At 57.1% G+C, this 4,562-nt stretch carries 6 protein-coding genes; 1 reads left to right on the forward strand and 5 read right to left on the reverse strand.

What is annotated here, in order from left to right; genetic code table 11:
* On the reverse strand, positions 1–719 hold a 719-nt coding region (locus WB402_RS11975; RefSeq protein ID WP_424208151.1), incomplete at its 3' end, for a P-loop ATPase, Sll1717 family.
* Between the two features lie 354 nt (positions 720–1,073).
* Here WB402_RS11975 and WB402_RS11980 point away from each other — a divergent pair.
* Complete coding sequence (locus WB402_RS11980; RefSeq protein ID WP_424208153.1) at positions 1,074–1,940, forward strand: pirin family protein; 867 nt, start codon at positions 1,074–1,076, stop codon at positions 1,938–1,940.
* Positions 1,941–2,075: 135 nt separating this feature from the next.
* On the opposite strand, the gene WB402_RS11985 is transcribed toward WB402_RS11980, so the two are convergent.
* The 4 genes from WB402_RS11985 to WB402_RS12000 all read right to left on the reverse strand — a co-directional run bounded on the left by WB402_RS11985 (position 2,076) and on the right by WB402_RS12000 (position 4,546).
* Positions 2,076–2,666, reverse strand: a complete 591-nt coding sequence (locus tag WB402_RS11985) for a DUF3455 domain-containing protein (RefSeq protein ID WP_424208155.1) — start codon at positions 2,664–2,666, stop codon at positions 2,076–2,078.
* A 28-nt stretch (positions 2,667–2,694) separates the two neighbouring features.
* A complete protein-coding gene (locus tag WB402_RS11990; RefSeq protein WP_424208157.1) occupies positions 2,695–3,129 on the reverse strand; it encodes a hypothetical protein in 435 nt (144 codons plus the stop codon).
* A 125-nt stretch (positions 3,130–3,254) separates the two neighbouring features.
* Entirely contained in the window at positions 3,255–3,983 is a 729-nt protein-coding gene (locus tag WB402_RS11995) for an anti-sigma factor (protein WP_424208158.1), read from the reverse strand.
* Positions 3,980–4,546 carry a sigma-70 family RNA polymerase sigma factor gene (locus WB402_RS12000; protein ID WP_424208160.1) on the reverse strand — a complete coding sequence of 189 codons (567 nt, stop codon included), beginning with the start codon at positions 4,544–4,546 and terminating at the stop codon, positions 3,980–3,982. The genes WB402_RS11995 and WB402_RS12000 overlap by 4 nt, the downstream gene beginning before the upstream one ends.
* Positions 4,547–4,562 lie beyond the last annotated feature (16 nt).

Below are 4,562 nucleotides of genomic sequence, written 5' to 3' on the forward strand. Positions count from 1 at the left end.
ATCTTGAGACGATTAACAACTAAGTTGAAAAGACCATATTCATCCCAGTGAAGACGCAAAACTTGACCTTCTATATTTCTAGAAAAATCCGGGTCTGATTTTGATACCGCACGGAAAATGTTATCCCTCAGAAAGATTATTGTCCGAACATTATCGAGCTTTGTATTGACGTCTATGACAGCGTGAACAAGACCATTTATTAACCCAATACCAGTTGGATCTGGTTCGTAGCCTTCGTCTAGCCTATCGACCAAAATGACTATGGATAATTGGATTTTCTGTAACGCTACCTCAACTTCTGTTTCAATTTCTCTAAGCTCTAAACGATGAACCATATCGCTGACCCGTTCCTCAGGTGATGAAGATGGGTCTACGACATCTCGCAGCTTATTCTTAAGCTTAGCGCAGAATCCATAGCGACTAGTTCTCCATTTAGATAGATGCTTGTCGAGTATTGCTGTATTCTCCAATTTCTTATATTTATAATCCTTCGAAAGTCTTTCCGCTATTTCCATTAAGAACGCATAACGCCATGCAATGCGGGTAGCTGAGCGAATTAATTTAAAATCGTTTCCAAATAGTGCGACTAGAGGCCTAATACCGATAATCTGATCTTCTTCTGCGGCCAGATGAATAACTGCTGTCTTCTGAGCCTTTTCCCAAAATTTTTCTAACTTATAGGCAAGTGCACTTTTACCTGTTCCGCGGCGTCCAACCACAACAGTTCGATCTGATGACTAGATGAGCGTTTTATAATCCGGCGTTTCGTAAAACGCCGTGTCAAGCATTTGAGTATCTGCTTCAGCCCTTACATCTCCAAGTATGTTTGCTCTGTGAAGCATAATATCCCCTAGTTTTGCCGTACCCGATTTCTCGAAACAAAGTACAAACCTGGCTCAGATCACAGATTTCTCAATTTTAATAAACACCGCGTTATATTAGCGGAAACCGCGACCTGAACCCAATTGCTGAATTCCAGCGGTTGAGCCATTACGTTGTATTGTCATGAATCGGCCCCATAAACTGGCGACGCATTGAGTTGAGCACATCCGCTAATAATACGAGGCAAGGCCATGAAAAAGGTACTAAGCATTCACCAACGCGGCGAAGGTCACTGGGTCGGTGACGGTTTTCCGGTGCACTCAATATTCAGTTACCGGAACCTTGCTGTTGAGCTCACACCCTTTCTGCTCCTCGATCACGCCGGCCCGGCCCAGTTTGAGCCGACCGAGAAACCGCGCGGTGTCGACTGGCATCCGCACCGCGGTTTCGAAACCGTGAGCATCGCTTACGAGGGCGAGGTCGACCACGAAGACACGGCGGGCAACCGCGGCACCATTCGCAGTGGCGACGTGCAGTGGATGACCGCCGGCGCGGGCGTCTTGCACAAGGAAATGCACGGCCGCGATTATGCCAAGCGCGGCGGCCGGTTCGAAATGTTGCAGCTCTGGGTTAACCTGCCGGCCAACACGAAGATGGCCAAACCGCGCTATCAAACGCTGCTCGCGCGCGATATTCCGGTCGTCCCGCTTCCCGGGAACGGCGGTGCGGTGCGAGTGATTGCCGGTGAATTTTCCGGCGCCACCGGGCCGGCACAAACATTTACCCCGATCAACCTGCTTGATGTGCAACTGCGCGCCGGTCATCGGCTGCAATTGCCCCTGCACAATGGCTATTCGGCGGCACTGTATGTCATGAAAGGCAGCATCAAGGTAAACGACGTCGACACCGCGGGCGAAACCGAGCTCGTCATCTTCGAGCGTGCCGGTGACGACGCGGTGATCGAAGCCGCCTCGGACGCAACCATCTTTGTGATGAACGGGCAGCCTATCGATGAACCTGTCGTCGGTCACGGACCCTTCGTCATGAATACGCAGGAACAGATTTCACAAGCGCTCGTCGATCTTCATCACGGAAAATTTGGGAATATTCCGGCGTGAAAATCGAGGAGGCGAAAATCGGGTATCAGAGAACAATTGTTTCTAACCATTAGTGGTAATTATTCCCTGATCCCACTTTTGACCCAAGAGGGGATGACCCACTTGGGTCATCCCCTCTCGGTCAGGCGCAACAGCTCAGTAACCGCTGCTGTAGGACCAGCCCTCGGCAGCCCGCGCCGCCGGCGCGGGCTTCGCCGTGAAGAAGTAATAGTCTGCTGTGTAATGGATGCGCGCAGATGTACCAACCGCGGCTTGAGAGCAACCGGCCTTGGGCGCCACGCCACCCACCGTACTTACGCGCTGGATGCTCGTGACCTTGCTGAACGCACCTTCCGGACCGTCCGACTTCGTGGCAAGCAGCAGCCAAGGGATGGCATCGGCCGCTGGCGCTTCGGCGCGCTCCTTCAATGCACCCAGGAGCTTGCTGCCATCTGTCGATTCCCAATGCGGGCCGGCATAGTGTCGGCCGATCCTGTTTCCACCCGCGTCGAAAAGATCGGCTTCGGGCGCCACGAATGCCCATTCGTATACCCCTGCTTGATCTTTCTTGGCACGGCATTCGTAAATCTGCACGCCGTTGGCATGAGCGATCAGTGCCAGAGATTCGTTCGCGCCGGGTTTGAGCTTATCCGGCACCTGGGCCGTAGACCTGGATGCCACAGCGCTCGCGCAGCCGGCGGCGAAGAGCGCCAGCAATAAGACCGTAAGCTTCGATGTTTTGTACATGGTGTCCTCCGTTGGCTCAGTAACTGGCTCAGTAACTGCTGCCGAAGAACCGGTAGCCGTCGGCAGCCTGCGAATCCGGCGCGGGCTTTACCTCCGAGCGCTTGCTCTCGCCGCGGATGACATGCCACACGCCGCCTTTGCCGTCGCCTTTCGCGTCGCCAGCCTGGACGTCGGCAGCGAAGAAGTAGAGAGGTTTTCCGTTCGCCGCCCATTGCTTGGTGCCGTCGTCGCGCGTGATCACGTTGAAGGTCGCGGGGGTACGATCGTCTTCCTTCACCAGGAACGGAGGCCAGTTAGCGGCACAGCCGTCGTTACAGTTGCTCTTGTTGGCCGCATCCTTGTCGAATGTGTAGAGGGTATGGCCGGAAGCGGCGAGAATGCCATTCGTCTCGTCAACCGACTGAGCCATGGCGATATTGGCCGTGAAGGCCGTCGCCAAGGTGGCAAGTATCAGCTTGTTCATGATGTCGTCTCCTGTATCTGGGTTGGGGCAGCGCGTCATTGCGCTACCTGTACCGATATACGGAGCGACTCAGCGGATCGGAGACACCCGATGCAGATTTATTTCCCGCGCGTGGGCGGGCAGGACTACCAGAGCTTGACGCAGTTGCCGGTGAGCAAGTACGGCGCGGGCGTTACGCCTGCGCGTGCCGGGGCATCCTCGACCGAAACCGCGAGGCGCGGCACGCTGGATAGTAATTTTTCCGAGGTATCCGCCATCGGGAAGGAGCTTTGGCCCTCGGGCGGTACCACGCCGAGCGGGAAGGCGGCCCCTTCTTTGGGCAGCGCCCAGAGCTGCAACACCTTGCCGGGGGGCACATCGACCTTGCGCAAAATCTTGATCGACATGATCCTGCCGTAGCGGGTCGAGCTGGCGAGCACCACCGGATTGTTGGCGGCATCCGTGAGCAAGCCGACATAGCTCGCCGGCAGCGTTCCGCGCTGCTGCACGATCTGGTCCACGGGCACCACGGAAGTTGGGTAAAGCCTGACCAGTCCGAGCGTCACGACCACCCCGAAGGCCACACCGAGGGCGGGCTTGAGCCAGGCGAGCCAAGCGGATGGCGGTGCGACCGGTCGTGACGTCTGGCCACCGGTCCGGCGATCGATCGCTTCCCACGCGGCGGCGGAAGGTTGTTCCGGCGGTACCGACCGTGCCAGCGGCGTCATTCGCTGCTCCCAGACGTGAACTGCTTGCTGTGCCGCCGGCAGTGCGCGCTGAATCTTCTGGAACCGGCGCCGTACCCGCGCGCTCATCGTGCCGAACACGTACTCGGCCGCGAGTCTATCGAGGAGTTCCGGGCGATCGTAATTCATGCCAGCGCCTCCAGGCAGCGCTTCAGTTTGTCGAGCCCGCGCCGCAGCCAGACCTTGACGCTGCCGATCGGCGAGCCGATATGACCGGCAACCTCGGAATGGCTGAGCCCATGGTAATAGACAAGCGCCAGACACTGACGCTGCGGTCCGTCGATCGCCTCCAGGCAGTCGCGGATGGCAAGGGCATCTGCCGCTTGCTCCAATAACCGCAGCGGACTCGGTCGCTCGTCTTTGATTTCTATCGTGGCTCCGCTCTCCCGGTCTTCCAGGGATTCCGCACGGTGGCGAGCGCCGCTGCGCAGTTCATCCAGGGCGCGATTGCGCACGATAGCTGTCAGCCAGGTCATCGGCTGGCTCAACGCGGCCTGATACCCGGCGGCCCGGTTCCATGCATTGACGAACGCATCTTGCAGCACCTCTTCCGCACGATCCCGTTGTCTTACTATACGAAGCGCCACGCCAAACAGAGACGGTGCCGTCGCATCGTACAGGTGCCGAAACGCCACCCGGTCGCCCAGCGCGACGCGGGCGAGGAGTTTCTGCAGGTCGGCCGAGGCGGTCATGGCTGCGGGTATTTAT

It is taken from the genome of Sulfuricaulis sp., from assembly GCF_049587675.1.
Taxonomy (GTDB): Bacteria; Pseudomonadota; Gammaproteobacteria; order Acidiferrobacterales; family Sulfurifustaceae; genus Sulfuricaulis.